Source organism: Pseudoalteromonas sp. AS84, assembly GCF_038900255.1.
Taxonomy (GTDB): Bacteria; Pseudomonadota; Gammaproteobacteria; order Enterobacterales; family Alteromonadaceae; genus Pseudoalteromonas.
Map to the genome: position 1 here is coordinate 110,891 of NZ_JBBMQY010000013.1, position 16,121 is coordinate 127,011.

14 protein-coding genes and 1 pseudogene are annotated in these 16,121 nt (G+C 39.3%); 11 read left to right on the top strand and 4 right to left on the bottom strand.

The genetic code is table 11. The features are described from left to right. Positions 1 to 174 precede the first annotated feature (174 nt). The gene (gene bioA / locus WNY79_RS13950) at positions 175 to 1,473 is read right to left on the bottom strand and encodes an adenosylmethionine--8-amino-7-oxononanoate transaminase (RefSeq protein WP_342876137.1); all 1,299 of its coding nucleotides are present in this window, start codon (positions 1,471 to 1,473) and stop codon (positions 175 to 177) included. Between the two features lie 94 nt (positions 1,474 to 1,567). Here bioA and bioB point away from each other — a divergent pair, with 94 nt between their 5' ends. From bioB to WNY79_RS13985, 7 genes are all read left to right on the top strand, one after another. After that, complete coding sequence (gene bioB, locus WNY79_RS13955; RefSeq protein WP_002961242.1) at positions 1,568 to 2,608, top strand: biotin synthase BioB; 1,041 nt, start codon at positions 1,568 to 1,570, stop codon at positions 2,606 to 2,608. A gap of 12 nt (positions 2,609 to 2,620) precedes the next feature. Further along, positions 2,621 to 3,778, top strand: coding sequence for an 8-amino-7-oxononanoate synthase (locus WNY79_RS13960; protein ID WP_342876138.1), 1,158 nt, complete (start codon positions 2,621 to 2,623; stop codon positions 3,776 to 3,778). Continuing rightward, complete coding sequence (locus WNY79_RS13965; protein WP_342876139.1) at positions 3,775 to 4,662, top strand: methyltransferase domain-containing protein; 888 nt, start codon at positions 3,775 to 3,777, stop codon at positions 4,660 to 4,662. Before WNY79_RS13960 ends, WNY79_RS13965 begins: the two co-directional genes overlap by 4 nt. Before the next feature lie 294 nt (positions 4,663 to 4,956). Then, positions 4,957 to 5,640 carry a dethiobiotin synthase gene (gene bioD / locus WNY79_RS13970; protein WP_342876140.1) on the top strand — a complete coding sequence of 228 codons (684 nt, stop codon included), beginning with the start codon at positions 4,957 to 4,959 and terminating at the stop codon, positions 5,638 to 5,640. Positions 5,641 to 5,771: 131 nt separating this feature from the next. After that, positions 5,772 to 7,319 (top strand): FAD-dependent oxidoreductase, encoded by a 1,548-nt coding sequence (locus tag WNY79_RS13975; protein WP_342876141.1) that lies wholly within the window; start codon positions 5,772 to 5,774, stop codon positions 7,317 to 7,319. A 213-nt stretch (positions 7,320 to 7,532) separates the two neighbouring features. Beyond that, on the top strand, positions 7,533 to 8,396 hold the full coding sequence (htpX, locus tag WNY79_RS13980) for a protease HtpX (RefSeq protein WP_342876142.1): 864 nt from the start codon (positions 7,533 to 7,535) through the stop codon (positions 8,394 to 8,396). A gap of 257 nt (positions 8,397 to 8,653) precedes the next feature. Next, a complete protein-coding gene (locus tag WNY79_RS13985; RefSeq protein ID WP_342876143.1) occupies positions 8,654 to 9,163 on the top strand; it encodes a hypothetical protein in 510 nt (169 codons plus the stop codon). A gap of 64 nt (positions 9,164 to 9,227) precedes the next feature. Here WNY79_RS13985 and gloA read toward each other — a convergent pair whose 3' ends face one another. From gloA to WNY79_RS14000, 3 genes are all read right to left on the bottom strand, one after another. After that, the gene (gloA, locus tag WNY79_RS13990; protein ID WP_342876144.1) at positions 9,228 to 9,755 is read right to left on the bottom strand and encodes a lactoylglutathione lyase; all 528 of its coding nucleotides are present in this window, start codon (positions 9,753 to 9,755) and stop codon (positions 9,228 to 9,230) included. A 155-nt stretch (positions 9,756 to 9,910) separates the two neighbouring features. Next, complete coding sequence (locus tag WNY79_RS13995) at positions 9,911 to 10,396, bottom strand: hypothetical protein (protein WP_342876145.1); 486 nt, start codon at positions 10,394 to 10,396, stop codon at positions 9,911 to 9,913. 19 nt (positions 10,397 to 10,415) lie between these two features. Then, positions 10,416 to 11,195, bottom strand: coding sequence for a hypothetical protein (locus tag WNY79_RS14000; RefSeq protein WP_342876146.1), 780 nt, complete (start codon positions 11,193 to 11,195; stop codon positions 10,416 to 10,418). 729 nt (positions 11,196 to 11,924) lie between these two features. Between WNY79_RS14000 and WNY79_RS14005 the strand changes: the two genes are divergently transcribed. The 4 genes and pseudogenes from WNY79_RS14005 to WNY79_RS14020 all read left to right on the top strand — a co-directional run. After that, positions 11,925 to 14,294, top strand: a complete 2,370-nt coding sequence (locus tag WNY79_RS14005; RefSeq protein ID WP_342876147.1) for an RHS repeat-associated core domain-containing protein — start codon at positions 11,925 to 11,927, stop codon at positions 14,292 to 14,294. An 8-nt stretch (positions 14,295 to 14,302) separates the two neighbouring features. Further along, positions 14,303 to 15,229: a hypothetical protein gene (locus WNY79_RS14010; RefSeq protein ID WP_342876148.1), complete on the top strand. Its 927-nt coding sequence runs from the start codon at positions 14,303 to 14,305 to the stop codon at positions 15,227 to 15,229. A 70-nt stretch (positions 15,230 to 15,299) separates the two neighbouring features. Next, positions 15,300 to 15,692: a hypothetical protein gene (locus WNY79_RS14015; protein ID WP_342876149.1), complete on the top strand. Its 393-nt coding sequence runs from the start codon at positions 15,300 to 15,302 to the stop codon at positions 15,690 to 15,692. A gap of 118 nt (positions 15,693 to 15,810) precedes the next feature. After that, positions 15,811 to 16,121 (top strand): annotated as a pseudogene (locus WNY79_RS14020) (Mobile element protein); the annotation flags it as partial.

The following is a 16,121-nucleotide window of genomic DNA, read 5'->3' on the forward strand; positions in this document are numbered from 1 at the left end:
TTATATGGACGTAAGCCATTAGAATAATGCAGGAGCAGTTTCCGAGCCCACTAGGTTAATACCCCGCGCCGCAATTCAATCGCCTCAGATTAGACAAATTTCAATCCATAAAAGTCTCCACACCCTAGCCTAAATCCTAATGAAGAATATGAGTAAGTAAATTAACAACAAGTATTAGTAATGCTTATTGTTAATTGCATTATAAATCGCATCACACAGTGTTTTTATACTGGTGTCATCACTTATATACGGTGGCATAAGGTAAATTAGTTTACCGAATGGGCGTATCCATACACCTTGCTCTACAAAATAGGCCTGAATTTTAGCAACATTCACATTGCCTGCTTTATCGGTTAGTTCTACAACACCAATTGCGCCTAAAGTACGTACATTGGCAACGTCATCTAGTTCACTGCATTTATTGAGTTGTTGAAGCTGGTTGTTTAGCTGGTTTATTCGTTGTTGCCAGTTTTGCTCAAGTAATAAATCAATACTTGCACACGCCGCAGCACAGGCAAGCGGATTAGCCATAAAAGTAGGGCCGTGCATTAAAACACCTGCTTCACCTTCGCTTATGCCAATGGCTATTTTATCGCTAGTAATAGTGGCCGATAGCGTCATTGAACCGCCAGTAAGGGCTTTGCCAATACACATTATATCGGGTTCAATATTGGCGTGCTCTACAGCAAATAATTTGCCTGTACGGCCAAAGCCTGTGGCTATTTCGTCGCAAATGAGTAGCACATTATATTGCGTACAAAGCTTGCGTACGCAGGCTAGGTAATCGGGGTGATAGAAGTTCATCCCCCCCGCGTTTTGCACAATAGGTTCAATTATAAATGCAGCTACTTGGCTATGGTGGGTTTTAAAGTATTCTTCAAGCTCGATGGCTTCTGCTTGGTTAAACTCGCTACCAAACTTACTCACCGGTGCAGGTACAAAAATATGCTCAGGTAAAAAGCCGCTATATAAGCTATGCATTGAGTTAACAGGATCGCATACGCTCATGGCTGCAAAGGTGTCGCCATGGTAGCCCTTGTAGGGCGTCATTAATTTTTGTTTTGTTGTAATGCCTTGGCTTAACCAATATTGCAGGGCCATTTTTATTGCCACTTCAACACTTACCGAGCCGCTGTCGGCTAAAAATACTTTAGTTAAACTAGGCGGCGTTATATTTACTATTTTTTTGCAAAGCTCTACCGCGCTGTTATGTGTAATACCGCCAAACATAATATGGCTCATATTATTAATTTGCTCAATCATGGCGTTATTTATAGCAGGGTGACTATAGCCATGTATTGCGCTCCACCACGAGGCCATGCCATCGATTAATTGCTCGCCAGTTTCGAGGTAAATAATGTTGTGATTTGCATGTGTAACGGGGTATACCGGAATTGGCTTAGTCATAGATGTATATGGATGCCAAATGTGCTCACGATCAAAATCAAGGTCAATCGCATTCTTTTTAATCATATGTAAACTTTAACTTGATGGGCTTCGTTGACAATGGTACTTCAACTCGTAGACTAAGCCAATATCACCGCTGAGAAAAAAATAAGAGAGTATTATGGAACTTGCACCTGTTCGTCACGATTGGACCCACGCTGAAGTTAAAGCATTATTTGAAATGCCATTTAACGATTTACTTTTTAAAGCCGCATCGGTTCACCGTGCTAACTTCAACCCAAATGAAGTGCAAATTTCTACGTTGTTATCAATTAAAACAGGCGCTTGCCCAGAAGATTGTAAGTATTGCCCGCAGTCGGGGCATTACCGAACCGATTTAGAACGCGAACGCTTAATAGAAGTAGAAAAAGTAGTAGAGCAAGCACGCCTTGCAAAACAAAAAGGCGCGACCCGTTTTTGTATGGGGGCTGCATGGTCAGATCCAAAAGATAGAGACATGCCATACATTTCGCAAATGGTTAAAGAAGTAAAAGAGCTAGGGTTAGAAACCTGTATGACGCTAGGTAAACTCACTAACGAAAAAGCCCATGAGCTTCGAGATGCAGGGCTTGATTACTACAACCATAACCTCGACACGTCACCTGAGTATTACGAGCAAATTATATCAACCCGTACTTTTCAAGATAGATTAAATACCATTGACCACGTACGCGATGCCGGTATGAAAGTATGCTCGGGCGGAATAGTCGGCATGGGCGAGCAAGCAAGCGACCGCTTTGGACTACTTATGCAACTAGCTAATTTGCCACAACAGCCAGAAAGCGTGCCTATTAATATGCTGGTTAAAGTTAAAGGCACACCGCTTGAAAACGTAGACGATTTAGATCACTTTGAATTTATACGTACCATAGCAACAGCGCGTATTATGATGCCACACAGTTATGTACGTTTATCGGCAGGGCGTAATGCCATGAACGAGCAAATGCAATCAATGTGCTTTTTTGCAGGCGCTAACTCAATATTTTATGGTGATAAACTACTTACCACCGAAAACCCAGACGCTGATGCCGATATGAACCTAATTAAAAAATTAGGCATGAACCCAGAAAAACGTCACGACTATTCAGACGAAGCAGTAGAAGCCTCGCTTTCATCGCAAGTAGCCGACAAAGCAACGTCTGAATTGTTTTACGAAGCGTAGGCTTTTATATCTATGCCTTTTGATTTTATAAATACGCATCTTGAGGCTCGCCAGCAAGATGCGCTGCTTCGTAAACGCAATGTAGTAGAGCACGCTACAGCGCGCACCATAACGGTTAATAATAAAACCTATCTTAACTTTGCCAGTAACGACTACTTAGGCTTTGGGGATGAGGCTGTAAACCTTAATGACTCCTACGCATTAGGCAGTCACAGCTCTGCATTGGTTACCGGTTATCAGGCGCAGCAAAAAGCGCTTGAGCAATACTTATGCGAGCAATTTGGTTATGGCGCAGGAATGTTATTTAATTCAGGGTTTAGCGCTAATAGCAGCGTAATTAAAGCATTGTTTCAAGATAAAGCTGCTGCACAAAACAGTGCTATTTTTCAAGATAAGTTAAATCATGCAAGCTTGATTGACGGTGCTCTGCATTGTAACGCGGCTTTAGTGCGTTTTAATCACAACGACATGAATTATTTACGCTCACGGCTCGAAAAATCAAAAGCGCAAAACAAGCTAATTATAAGCGAAGGCGTGTTTTCGATGGATGGCGATACCGCACCTCTTAAAGAATTACTCGTCTTAGCAAAACAGCACAACGCATGGCTAATGATTGACGACGCACATGGCTTTGGTGCATTAGGTAAAACAGGTTTAGGCAGTTGCGAAGCACTTTTAGAAGAGGGTATTACACTTCCTGATATTTTAGTTATTACCTTTGGCAAAGCCGTTGCGAGTAGTGGCGCGTGTGTATTGGGCAACCAGCAGTTTATTGATTACATGCTGCAATTTAATCGCGATTACACATATTCAACTGCTATGTCGCCGCTTTTGGCAAGCCACACACTTGCGCGTATTAAAAGCATAAAAACAGCTGATGATAAGCGCGATAAGCTAAATGCCAATATTGCGTTATTTAAGCAACTCGCTAAAACCCATAATATTGCAGTAATGGAATCAAACACTGCCATACAGCCCATTGTATTAGCCTGCGCTGAGCAAACATTGCAAGCGGCAGATAAACTTAAGCAACAGGGTATTTGGCTCACTGCAATTAGACCGCCAACGGTTGCGCATAACACCTCGCGTTTACGCATTACTTTAACAGCCGCACATACCGAGCAAGACATAACGCACTTAGTTAAGCATTTAGTAGGTGCAATAGCATGACTGCTCAGCCAGTATTAAAAACAGATTTAATGCAAACACGTAAAGTAAAACCGTGCCTAGTAAGTAGCGAGTTAAATAGAGAGTTAAATGAAGAGTTAACTAGCGAATTGGATAAAGAGCTAAACAAGGAGCTTAAAAAGTCCACCCAAAGTAAGTTTTCAAAAGCAGCTGAGAATTATAACGCCCATGCAAATGTACAAAAACATGCAGCGAGCGATCTATTTAAACTTATAAAACCAGGCTTTAATAAAAATAAGGTATGTGTTGATTTAGGCGCAGGTCCGCTTGTTAATACACATACATTACAAAGCATGTTTTCAAGCGTTGTGGCAATCGATTTGAGTTTAAACATGCTGCAAAGTAGTGATTTAACCACAACTAAAATATGTGCCGATATGGATAACTTACCGCTGCAAGCAAACAGTGTTGATGTTATTTACAGTAACTTTGCAGTGCAATGGTCTGCTAATTTTTCGACTTTAATGCAATCACTTTACAGCATATTAAAACCAGGCGGGCAGGCGTACATAAGCACTGTGGTAGAGGGCTCACTTAACGAAATAAAAACAGCGTTTGCAGCGCTTGATTCAAACAGCCACATAAATACTTTTAATAGTGAATTGCATATAAACCAATCAGTCCAAAATGCAGGGTTTATTATTAACAGTGCAAAAAAATGTATTTATACCGATGAATACACAACACCTTTAAAAGCGATTGCTTCAATTAAAGCTATAGGGGCAACTACGCAAAATCATACCAATACGCGTCAAGGGTTACTTACCAAATCTGCGCTACAAAAAGTGTGCAGTGCGTATCCGCTTATAAATAACAAAGCATGTGTGTCTTATCATGTGGTGCTGTTATCATTAGAAAAAGACTAGGGTCTGTTGATCTTTCAAGGTTAAATTTGCAGCAGTCTGTTTGGTATTTAGGCAAGGCAGAGCCTATACAGTGTGGTTATTCCCCATAAATAGGCGATAACGTAGCATTAATGCCAAACAGGCGCTGCCCAAAGGGTTCTGCCTAGGGGCTATTTACTCTTTGTTGCTCGGTTTTGACTTAGCCCACTAGGTTACAAATCTCGCGCCGCGATTAAATAGCCCCTAGTTTGAGCAAATTTTAATCCGCAAAGTTCAACAGACCCTAACTAAGCCCAAAGACATTAAAGGCAACGCATGAAAGAATTTTTTATAACAGGCACCGACACCGATGCCGGAAAAACCCACGTTACCAGTTTGCTATTAAAGTTACTTGCCCAACATAAAAAACAAGCCATTGGCTTTAAGCCCCTTGCTGCTGGCTGCGAAATGGCGTTTGATCAGCTAGTAAATGCTGATGCTCTCATACTAATGGAAAGCGCAACAGTAGGCGCTAAATACGACGTAGTAAATCCGTTTGCGTTTGCACCACCTATTGCACCGCACATAGCTGCTGATCAAGTTGGGGTGAGTATTACTGTCGATAAACTAAGTGATGCTTATAAAAACGTAAAACAACAAGGCGCTAATTACATACTTACCGAAGGCGCGGGTGGATGGGCACTACCAATTAATAATACCGACTATTTATACGATTGGGTAAAGGCTGAGCAGCTACCAGTCATACTCGTTGTAGGTATGAAGCTAGGTTGTTTAAATCATGCATTACTAACCGCTGCGCATATGCAAAGTATGGGTATAAACTGCGTTGGCTGGATTGCAAACCAAGTAGATAAAAACATGGACGAATACCAAGCAAACCTTGATTCACTTAAAGCACGTTTACCGTTTCCAATACTTGCCATAAGCCCTTACAGCGAGCAAACGCCTAAGTTACAAATATACAAAAGCTTGCTTAATGCGTTATCTATAAACACTTAAGCGTTTTTTTAAAAAAGTTACTTTGTAAGGTAAATATTGAAATAGTCAGCCTTAGTACACATATAAACATTTATAAATACAAAGCTTGCTCAAAAACAATGTTACTAAGTTACTAAGGACATAACGATTATATGACGCACCCATTTATTGAAAGCTACGCCCCAAATTCGCACGTAAGTGCAGAGCCAAAAGCACTAAACAATGATTTACCTAAAAAACGCGTAGGCATAATAGGTGGGGGTACAGCGGGTGCCACTATAGCCATCAGGCTTGCTGCGTTAGGGTTAGAAACTTACGTATTTGAAAAGAAAAAGTCGTTAATTGATGGTCCTCCAATGTGCCATTTGCACTCAGGTGGCAATTTATATCGCGAAATACCCGACGACGACTGCATAGATTTACTCAAGCAATGTATAGATATAGCGCGCCTTTATCCTCACACCATCGATGTTCGCCCTACAGTATTTGCAGTACCCAAGCGCGACGACGACTCACCGGAGGATTTATTTCCGCGTTTAGATAAATTAGTAAAAGCCTATAGCGAGCTTGTTGAGCAAGACAGCGCCAACAAAGTGTTAGGTGAGGCAGAGCATTATTATCAGTTATATAGCCGCGAGCAAATGCTAAAGCTTGCTAAGCAAAAACAAGTAGCCAAGCCTACGTCGTTAGATGAATGGATGATACCCGTGGCTAAGCATTTAGATTTAGATAAGCTAAAGTTTCCGCTAATTGTTGCACAAGAATATGGTTGGAATATATTTCGTTTATCGGCCAGTGCTCAACTCGCGCTTGCCGAGTATAAACATGCTCACGTTTTAACAAATACATGCGTTAAAAGTGTATCGCCTGTTACCAATAATAAGATTGATAAACAAATAACCAAGTGGAACATTGAATACCAAACACAACCAAGTTTAGAAGGTAAAACCGTTGAAGTAGATTACCTAATCAATGCGTGTGGTTTTCAAACCGGTATTATTGACGACTTGGTTGGGGTAGATGTAAAGCGCATGGTTGAATTTAAAGCCTCTTACATCACTCATTGGCAAGGTGCTGGTGGGCAAATACCCGAAATTATTATTTACGGTAACCGTGGCACACCAGAGGGCATGGCGCAGCTAACGCCTTACCCTAACGGGTATTTTCAAATACACGGCATGACCAACGACATTACGCTATTTAATGATGGCTTAGCTGATGCAACACCAATGAGTGCTCAACCTAAACTCCCCGATAAATACCTGGACTATATTAAAGATGGGTGGGACAAAACAGCATTGCAAACACGTAACCAAACAGCAATAGATTATGTAGCCGAGTTTGTACCCGCGTTTAAAAGTGCTAACACACAAAATAATGCCTTGTTTGGCGGGCAACAAATCCCAGGTGATGACGACACTTTACGCGTAGCTGATGTAAGCTTATATTCTCATATTAGTTATGCACGGGCCGAAAATGTTAAAGCATCGTCAACGTTAATAGCTGCAGATCAAATAGTGTCTGAGTTTATAAAATTAGGAATAATAAGCAGCGATCCTGCTGTAAACCATCACCGCAGTAGCCATCAATGGTCGTACCTTAAACACAATAGCTGCGAAAATATTGGTGAAGTTGCGCGCATATTGGCAGGTGAACGTGGTTTTCCAATTGATATGGCAGAGCTAAATAACAGCTTGTAATAAACTGATTTATAAAGAAACTTCAGTCTTTAATTTGCTATAAAACGCCTCTCAAAAAAATTATCAATAAACACATAAATAACACTTGTGTTATGACATAGTTTGTCACAGAATAGCGCTAACGTTATGACATAGTGTGTCATAACGTAGTGATTGCTTTAACCTAATTTATTTTAAGCGTTCGGTGATCAATATTAATTTTGTGAGGACAATATGAAACGTGTATTTTTGTTTTTATTAACTAACCTAGCGGTTATGTTGGTATTAGGTGTAGTGCTTTCAATAATAATGAGTGCGCTGGGTTTAAGCCATCGTAGCCTTGGCGGAATTTTACTTATAGCCACTGTGTTTGGTTTTGGTGGATCGTTTATTTCGTTATTTATGTCGAAATGGATCGCTAAAAAATCAACCGGCGCGCATGTAATTACACAGCCCCGAAACGAAACCGAACATTGGCTTATACAAACGGTATCTGCGCAAGCAAAAAAAGCAGGTATTAAAATGCCAGAAGTGGCTATTTACGACAGCCCAGAAATGAACGCATTTGCAACCGGCCCAAGTAAAAAAAACTCGTTAGTGGCAGTAAGCACAGGCTTAATGCACAACATGACCAAAGATCAAGCCGAAGCCGTACTTGCCCACGAAGTATCGCACGTGGCTAACGGCGACATGGTAACGCTTACCCTAATACAAGGCGTGGTAAACACCTTTGTAATATTTGCCGCAAAAGTATTGGCAGGCATTGTAGATAACTTTATTAATAGCGATGAAGAAGAGGGTGGCAGTAGCTGGACATACTTCTTATTCGATATGTTATTCCAAGTATTATTTGGTGTGCTAGCAAGCATAGTCGTGGCAAGTTACAGCCGTAAACGTGAATTTGCAGCCGACAGCGGCGCGGCAAAACTAGTTGGTGCCGATAAAATGCGATCAGCCCTTGAGCGTTTAAAGCAAAACCATCCGTCGCAATTAGAAGGTTCAATGATGGCCTTTGGTATTGCAAGTGGTAAAGGTGTTGCTGAGTTGTTTTCGTCGCACCCACCGCTTGATGCACGAATCGACGCACTTCGTAAGTAATTATGTAAAATAGTTAATATACTAAGCCAGCTTAATTGCTGGCTTTTTTATGTTTACGTTAAAATACCAAAACACGCATGCACTGTGTTTATATACAGCACCTTGTATTGCTTTATAAAATCGTTACTTTTTTAAGCTATATGTGTTTACGAAGTTATTATGTATAAGTAAACTAAAATACCTTAAAGTCAGCAATACTACTGGTTTTAATACTTAACATTTAATACTTAACAAGGATGCTTATTGTAGTGGAAAAGATGCAGCAAACTAAAGAATGCATTATGTGTTTTAGCGCCATAGATTCACGGGCTAAAAAATGCCCGCAATGCACCTCACTTCAAGCTAAATATTCTAATTTAGAAAACAATCCTATTATTATTGGTGCATTGGCCTTAATTATTGTTGGTATTTTTGGGTTTATTTTTTATCAAAATATATATGTAGCAGGGCTTGAAGAACAAGCACAAAAAAACTTAATAGCTAATGTAAGCCAAATTAATACTAAAAATGAAACCGATGGTTTGTATGTTGCCTGTATAGGGAAAATAAAGAATGAATCAGATTTTTCGTTTAAAAATATAAAGTTTAAGGTCGATTTTTTAACAGATCAAAACACTCTAGTCGATACGCTATCAATAACCGACGAAGACCTAATTCTACTGCCTAATGATTCAACCAACTTTAGAGTAAGAGGTATTGCGCAAAAACAAGCGGCTAGTTATAACAAGTGCCAAGTAACAATAACCGATGCTTGGGCTTATAAATAAAAATGAATTTTTACGATTAAAAAAACCAGCTAAAAAGCTGGTTTTTAATATAAATAAATCGTTATTACTGAGAAAGGATAATTTCAGTAATTCCCTCTGCAGAGAGTATTTCAATCCAGTAGCCGTCAGGGTCTTTAATAAAGGCTAAGCCTTTCATTGAACCATCATCTGGTTTTTTTACAAACTCTACATCGTATTTTGCAAAGCGCTCACAGGCCTCGTAAACATCCGGCACGCTAATACCAATATGGCCAAAGCCTTTAGGTTCTTGATTACCGCTGTGGTAGCCCTCAAAACTGTCATCGTTTTCAGTGCCCCAATTATGGGTTAACTCAATTAACGCAGGGCGACGAAACACCCATTCAGCTTTTTCCTTATCATCACCTTGTGGCAATTCTTGTTCGTAGCCTAAAAAGTAAAGCGTAAACTTCATACCAGGAAAGTCATACTTACCTAAAAGCTTCATACCCAATACATTTTGATAAAATTCTAAAGACGGCTTTGGATCTTTAATACGCAACATAGTTTGCTGCATCACATAGCCTTGCGTGGCTTGTTCAATTTGCTCTGGAGATTCGTTATAGCTAGACATGGTGATCCTTTTTAATAATTGGGATGCTCAAATAGGGGAATGATGTTTACATCAATATATTCTAATAAACTTAAAAATTTGATCAACCCACATAAAGTAGAGCTTATAAAAAAGCCAGCTTATAGCTGGCTCATATCGATAGTCATATTAAACTATTAGTATAATTCTTTGATACTTTTTGTAAAATCAGATGCTCGTCTTGTCATTTTATGACCTGAATTAACTTTTAAAACAGTATCATCAAGTGAAAACTCACTCTTTGAATCTTTAAAATCTTGTTTTGCTGAAACAGTAATCTTTGTCAACAGTGCTAACTCTTCTTTGTAATCAGCATCATCTTTACATATTTCAGAAACAGCCTCTAAAACCGCTACTGTGCGTTGACCCGCATGAGACATAATCCATTGGCTTTTGTATCTATCATCAGCAAGCTTAGCTTCATTAGCAGCTGCCATTTTCTTAAAGTCATCCCAATCAACATTTACATCTAATTTAGCGTTTCCACAAGAAGCTTTAACTTTTGCAACTTCTTCTGCAATACTTGTATCTGCAGCTCGAATTGCTTTTTTGTCTTTAATAGATGCATAAGCAGATGAGCTGAAAACAGCAATAATAAGTCCGGCTAAAATTTTTTGTTTCATAACTTCTTCCTTTTAGTGTTTAAAAAATATTATATATTGCTTCATAACTAACTTCAGGTAGATTCTCTACCTGGTTACCTAATTCAATCGTGAGTACATTTTTATTTAACTCTGCACTTTGAGTCTCAGGAGTGCTCGATGGTAAAACCTTAACACTTTTTATATCTTTTACTGCTAAGGTATAATCAGTGTCAATTAAACATACTTTTTCTAAAGATTGTAAATATGCTGAAAGTTTAGATGGGGTAGTCTTCAAGTTTTTTTTGTCAAAGTTAGACCAAGCTACATCAACGACGATTTGCGTACCACACTTTTCATTAAGGCTTTTTAAATGTTTTTTATACAATTTTTTAGCTTCAATTTTGCTAAAGGTTTCAAATTGTCGTTCTTTGTATTTTTCAATAATTCTTCTTTCTTTAGCTTTATCTATAGAGCCCTGATAAATAACTTTAGTTACAGTACCGTCGTCTAAATATACACTCGAATAAGAAACTAGAGTGCCGGATATTATTGTTTGGTTTTCGTCGTTTCTAAAATTAACATTAGGCATACCAATTTGTTTTAGGTAATAGCCTTTTCCAATATCGTTTTTTAACTTTTTATATAATAAAGTCTGCTCATCGAAGTGATGCTCGAATCCTCGGTAGTTAACATAGTATGTATCTTGTTTTTCATTCGGTACAATGAATAGCTGTGCTTCACGCTCTGAGTCATAACTGTAATAAACTTTAGATGTTTCGGTGGCAGATAATACGTTGGTAGATAACAAAAAAGCAGATAAAATTAGTGGTAATTTCATGTTTTAGTCCTTTAAGGTAAATATTAAATAAAATATTACATCCAGTAATTTAGCAGTACTATACTGCACTCTTTTATTTGCGTCAAAATTTACAGTAATAGATTTTATTAATATTATTTACATTCATAATTAGTGTAAAAAAGCAATAGGTGGTCACTATTCAAACTGACTTATCTATTGCATCTCAGCAGTTTAGTAAGAGCTTAAACTACTGATTCGAGAATTATTTACTTCTAGTGATTGCCAGAGTGAAAAACAGCTTTTAACATTTAAAAGCTAAGACTTAAGTAGTCAACATACAAAATTAACCTCAGTATCCTGTAACCGCTTAGCCTTAGTAATGTAACGCAAAGCAACAAACGCCATGTAAAAATAGAGCGCGACAGCCTTGGCCGTGTAACTGCTCAGCATGCAAGCCTTGCAAGCGACTCACATATCGTCAATAACGCCAATTACTACAGCTACACAAAGCAAGGTAACATTGCGCGTGCACATAATGCGCAATCAACCTTAAAACAACGGTTTGATAAAGGCGGGCGACTACTGTGCGCCGAGCAAGTACATAACCAACAACAAGCGTATACACTTAACTACAGCTACGACAAATCTGGCAGACGGCAATCACTCAACCTGCCAGACTCAAGCACGCTAAAATACAGCTACAATAAATTCGGTCAGCTTAGCGCTATTCATTTACTCCAAGGCAATAGCACAGCGAATGACCCAGCTATGGCAGCAAAGCCGCTTGTAACATTAAGCTACGACAGCCAAGGTAATATTAAAACCCAGCAGTTTGGTAACAGCATTACCCTTACTCAGCAGTTTGATGTATTTAACCGCTTAACGCAGCAGCAGCTTACACACCCAGCGCAAGCATTATTTGATACTTGTACATATAATTACGACAGCGTAAACCAGCTCATTGCCCGTAAAAACGAAGGCGTAAGCAGCCAAAACATCAATTTTGAATACAACAGCCTAGGGCAGTTAATTCAGCAAACATTGGCAGGCTCACGCGCTGATACAACCACACACTACCAGTGGGATAGCTTTGGTAACCCGCAAAGCCAGGCAGTAAAATCAAATACAAGCGATGCGAGCACTAAAGATACAAGCACTTGTGATAAAGAAACTAGCGATACAGCTAACGGCGACCAAGGTGCAAAACATAAGGCTGCCATTGATGAGCATACAGCCAGCTCTTCTATTGATTTAACACGCGCCACGCATAGCGAATACAATGAGTTAGCGCCAAGTAGTAGTGAAAGTAGTAGTAAAAATAGTAGCAACGCTGACTCAGTAGTAAACAATGAGGGCACTAACAACACCACAATAAACAGTGCCACCGACGCCGACCGCCTAACACAATTTGGCGACAGCGACTTTTACTACGACGAGTTCGGTAATCAAATACGCGAAACCGGCAAAGGCATAAAAACCCGTCGTGAATACAACGCGTTTAATCAGTTAAGCTGTTTTAACAACAACGGCACGCTCACCCAATACGACTACGACCCACTCGGTCGTCGTATTGCCAAGCACACCGAGCACGGTAAAATTGACTACATTTGGGATAACGACCAGTTAATAGGTGAATGCCAACACGGTGAATATAACTGGTATATCAACCTGCCAAATCAATTTCACCCAGTCGCATTGATTAAACAAGGTGAAGTGTATTACTACCACCTAGACCAACTGAATACCCCGCGTTTTGTTACTAATAACAAAGCAGAAGTCGTATGGGAAAACCAAGCCGATGCGTATGGTTTTGAGGAGCCAGAAGCTGAGTCTGAGTCAAATAAAGAGAACAGCTTTACTCAGCCAATACGTTTTCAGGGGCAATATTTAGACGAGGAAAGCGGCTTACATTACAACCGTTATCGTTATTACAGCCCCAAACAACAACGCTTTATAAACCAAGACCCGATTGGATTAGTGGGTGGCATAAACCACTATCAGTATGCGCCGAATCCGGTGAATTGGGTAGATCCGTTTGGGCTTGCTTTTAAAGAAAATACATGGAATGAATTTCAAAAAGATCATAAAGGAATGTTCTCAAGTTCTTCGGAAGCCGCAGCAGCCTATAAAGATTTAGTTGAAAATATGTCTCCATGGCCTATTGGCTTTGATTACAAAGCGACCATAAGGGATATGAAGGTAGGCGAGACCTTCAGTATGATAGTTGACGATGGTAGTGAAGATATGCCCGGTAGGTTTGCTACATTCGACAATATTACGAATACAGAATATGGAAGGCAAAAACTAGCTATTAAAGAGTCATGGAAGCCAACATTAGATAATGTTGTTACCTATGAAGTACTAAGGCCATTTAAAGTATACGAAGGCCCTGTTGGCCCGCAAGTAGATAATGGAAAATATCTCAAGGGTGGAGGTACGCAAGTTACTTTCGCAGATGATAAAGATTGGTCATCTGCACGACCAAATAAATATAATGATTACACAGAAGAGCCTAAGTTAGATGTTAAGTCAAAAAGAGAATTAGCAGACGATGAGCTTGATCTCACTGATGAATCCGTCAGGAAAGCATTATATGAAAAGCATGAAGTAGTCGTTGGTCCTTATAAAAAATTACAAGGGATAACAAAGAAAGGCTACCAGCGGGAACACTTTATACCCCACTCTTGTTTTATGGAAAGATCTAAGTATGCAAAAGAAAAGCGGTCTAATGTACCAATAGGCAAAGACTTTGGTAATTATAATGAAGCCGATGCGATAACATACTTTGTATTTGATGATCAAAGTAAAGGCACTGAGCACAGGTACCTTACTGATGTTGAAAAAGACTATGCTAAAACCCTTGATCAAAAAGGCGAGTACGCCACAGTAAATGAGTGGCTAGATCATATGGAGAGTGAGACAGCAATGTCGCTTAGTATGGAGACAATTGAAAGGGCGCCAGGTGTATACGAAGCGAGGATCCCAGAAGAGGAAGCAGCTTTAGTAGCCAAGGCGATTCGAATAGATGCGGAAAACTACTTAGATAGCGCTGGGGTTGATAAAGATGCGCAGATGTCTAACTTAGTCGGTGGTGGTGATGTACCTGATATTGAAGATAAGATTATAGAAGAGTTCTAAGGAATATAATGACAAACAATTACGATATTTCACATGTTATTGATTTATGTTACTCCAGTCTGGGAGAACATATACTGTATACATTTTACGATGAAGCTAACCCAATGGCAGCCGTTGGAGCAGTAACATTAAGCCAAGGTTTGAAAAATCAAAAACTATTAGGCGTAAATTTTCAGCTTAACGCTATGTGGTCATCACAAGATGGTCATTTATGGGTTGTAGATGATCAAGGTGACGTATTTACTAATGCCAACATTAATTTTATGCAGCCGCCATTCGAGCGATTAAAATTTAATTCAGGTAGTTTTGATATTAAGTGGAATGTTACCGAAGTATTTAAAGGTCAACTAAATGCTATTTGGGGAACAACAGACGAAGATGTTTGGGTTACTTCCTTTGCAGGCCCAGCATTTCATTGGGACGGCCAGTCTTTGGCTAAGTACACACTTCCAAAAGCGCCAAATGCAATAGATGGCTCAGCTTCTGATGACGTATACGTTGTTGGTTATGATGGAAACATACATCATTTCAATGGGAATGAATGGACTAAGATAAACTTACCCTCAGGCATTCCGCAACAAGATGCGTTTACCGATGTAAAGGTGCTTTCACGGGACAAAGTTTTTATTACTGGTCGTAGTGGCTGTTTATTAGTAGGTAATGCAAAAGATGGCTTCACTGATATAGGATCTGCTAAATATTCATGGTATGGGGTTGGGGCAATAGACGAGCGTATTTTTCTTGCCGGTGGTGAGCAAGGTATATTCGAATTAATTGATGGGCAATTTGTTTGTCTGAAAGATAAAGGGCAGCCTGTAGGTGTATTTGAAACCCCTAACGCCATTAATTTTATACCTGCAGAGCAACAACCAAACCCATGGTTTGTAAGGTATGAACCTGGAGCTAGCAGAGAATGGACGAAAGTAAATACTTAAATAGTTAGCAAAACCTGATTCATATAAAAGTCAAATTTCAAAGTATATTTAATTGAGTTGTTTAGGATTTATGAAAATAAAAAGAGTGTTTAACAGAGAAGGTGACTCACCTAGTACAACCCTGTCATGGGTCTATGAAGGAGAGCTAATTGAAATAAATCTTAGCTTTGATGCTAGTGCTGTTTTTTCTAAAAAGCTAAACCTAGTTTTTGTTGAAGCATATGCCGATATGGAAGTTCAGCTTTTTAAGTTAAATGGTGAGTATGTTGAAAAATACAAAATTGCTACTTTAGAGCATTATAGCTTCCGCGGTTTAAATCAAAACATGGATTCAAAAACAGGTGTTTCACTATTATTTCACCCAGATACTAATGAAGTTGGTAATGAATGGGGAGATACAGAACAATATGAATTTATAAAAGAGGATAATACTTTAGGTAAGTATCTTGATAGTTATAGATAATAAATTAAGTTGGTGTTTATTAGCCTGACTACAATAAACTAGACACCCACACTAATTTTTGCAGTTTGGCGAACTAAGTACTAGGCTTTTATCAGTGTGAAAACAAGCAGGGTGTCTTATGGCAATCGCAAGAAAACGCCAAGTAAGTTTGGCCGATACAAAATATTACCACTGTATCTCGCGTTGTGTTCGGCGTGCATTTTTATGTGGCGAAGACCATTTTACTGGCAAGTCTTACGCGCATCGAAGAGGCTGGGTAGAAGAGAAGTTACTTATGCTTGCCAAAGTGTTTTGTATTGACGTGTGTGCTTATGCAGTAATGAGTAATCATACGCACTTAGTCTTGTATGTTGATGATAAGAAAGCGAATAGACTAAATGATAAAGCGATTGTTATTCGCTGGCATAAGCTCTATAAAGGCACCGTACT

Coding starts and splice junctions, on each gene's coding strand:
- bioA (WP_342876137.1), bottom strand. CDS start 1,473: ATGATTAAAAAGAATGCGATTGACCTTGATTTTGATCGTGAGCACATT.
- bioB (WP_002961242.1), top strand. CDS start 1,568: ATGGAACTTGCACCTGTTCGTCACGATTGGACCCACGCTGAAGTTAAA.
- WNY79_RS13960 (WP_342876138.1), top strand. CDS start 2,621: ATGCCTTTTGATTTTATAAATACGCATCTTGAGGCTCGCCAGCAAGAT.
- WNY79_RS13965 (WP_342876139.1), top strand. CDS start 3,775: ATGACTGCTCAGCCAGTATTAAAAACAGATTTAATGCAAACACGTAAA.
- bioD (WP_342876140.1), top strand. CDS start 4,957: ATGAAAGAATTTTTTATAACAGGCACCGACACCGATGCCGGAAAAACC.
- WNY79_RS13975 (WP_342876141.1), top strand. CDS start 5,772: ATGACGCACCCATTTATTGAAAGCTACGCCCCAAATTCGCACGTAAGT.
- htpX (WP_342876142.1), top strand. CDS start 7,533: ATGAAACGTGTATTTTTGTTTTTATTAACTAACCTAGCGGTTATGTTG.
- WNY79_RS13985 (WP_342876143.1), top strand. CDS start 8,654: ATGCAGCAAACTAAAGAATGCATTATGTGTTTTAGCGCCATAGATTCA.
- gloA (WP_342876144.1), bottom strand. CDS start 9,755: ATGTCTAGCTATAACGAATCTCCAGAGCAAATTGAACAAGCCACGCAA.
- WNY79_RS13995 (WP_342876145.1), bottom strand. CDS start 10,396: ATGAAACAAAAAATTTTAGCCGGACTTATTATTGCTGTTTTCAGCTCA.
- WNY79_RS14000 (WP_342876146.1), bottom strand. CDS start 11,195: ATGAAATTACCACTAATTTTATCTGCTTTTTTGTTATCTACCAACGTA.
- WNY79_RS14005 (WP_342876147.1), top strand. CDS start 11,925: ATGGCAGCAAAGCCGCTTGTAACATTAAGCTACGACAGCCAAGGTAAT.
- WNY79_RS14010 (WP_342876148.1), top strand. CDS start 14,303: ATGACAAACAATTACGATATTTCACATGTTATTGATTTATGTTACTCC.
- WNY79_RS14015 (WP_342876149.1), top strand. CDS start 15,300: ATGAAAATAAAAAGAGTGTTTAACAGAGAAGGTGACTCACCTAGTACA.